This is a genomic window from Bartonella sp. EBT8 (assembly GCF_055796165.1).
Window position 1 is genome coordinate 1 of record NZ_JBTTDJ010000075.1, and the last position, 1,307, is coordinate 1,307.

Below are 1,307 nucleotides of genomic sequence, written 5' to 3' on the forward strand. Positions count from 1 at the left end.
ATCGCTATACCATTCACGGGCGCCGTCGTGAAATGGGCTTGGGGGCTTTAAGAAATGTCTCTTTAAAAAAAGCCCGTGAATTGGCAACTGGGTGGCGGTCTGTTTTACACGAAGGTCGTGACCCCATTAAAGAACGCGACAAACAAAAACGTGAGGCAATGCGTAATCTTCATTATTTAAAAGATATTGCTTTGGATACTTTTGAAACTCGTAAAGCTGAATTAAAAAATGACGGTAAAGATGGTGAGTGGTTTGCACCTTTACGTCTTTATATTCTCCCTAAATTAGGCTGTCTACCGGTTTCAGAGATTACACAAACTGATATACGCAATACGCTTGCTCCCATCTGGCATACAAAAGCTGGAACAGCTATGAAAGCACTAAACCGCCTTAATATTTGTTTCAAACATGCTGCCGCGTTGAATTTAGATGTTGATTTGCAAGCAACAGAAAAAGCAAAAGCTCTCTTAGGAAAACAACGCCATAAAGTTAAAAATAGACCAGCAATGGATTGGAAAGATATACCGGATTTTTATAAAACGCTTTGCGAAACAACAACCATGACACAACTGGCTTTGCGTCTGCTTATTCTGACAGGGGTTCGTACCTATCCTTTGCGCCATATTTGTGAAGATCAGATTAAAGATGATATCTGGACTATCCCTGCTGAAAATATGAAAGGTCTACGTGATGCTACAACAGAATTTCGCGTGCCCTTATCATCTGAAGCATTAGAAATTTTGAAACAAGCGCGCCTGCTTTCTCGTAATGATTTCTTCTTTTCTGCATCCGGTCGTGGTCCCCTTGGTGAAACTTGTATGTCACAATATATGAAAAAAACTGGACTTGAAGCATGCCCGCATGGTTTTCGGTCTAGTTTACGCGATTGGCTAGAAGAAACAACAGATGCTCCTTTTGAGGTAGCAGAAACCATTCTAAGTCATACGGTTGGGGGTAAAGTAGAGCGTGCCTACCGTCGTACTGATTATTTAGAACAGCGCCGTGTTTATATGGATAAATGGGCGGCTTATGTCACTGGTCAATCTTAAAAGATGGGGTCTTGTACCCCATTTTTATTTCATTATCTGTGGATAACTTTCTCTCTTCATTTGCTCATCACTGCTCTATAAGATTCATAAATTATCAAATGAGAAAATACATCATAAAGTACTGTTTTTTATAAATAAACTTACTTTGCAATCTCAATAAAATATGGTTAATAAATGCTTATGATTTGTTAATATTTTTTTTAGATTGAAAGGATTTAGTTATGACTGAAAATGATGTTCTTCTTACAGACCGTGAAA

1 protein-coding gene is annotated in these 1,307 nt (G+C 38.5%); it reads left to right on the forward strand.

The window, feature by feature from the left end:
- Positions 1-1,049, forward strand: a 1,049-nt coding sequence (locus AC0QT4_RS09145; RefSeq protein ID WP_473201354.1) for a tyrosine-type recombinase/integrase, incomplete at its 5' end; no start/stop codon positions are given.
- Between the last annotated feature and the right edge of the window lie 258 nt (positions 1,050-1,307).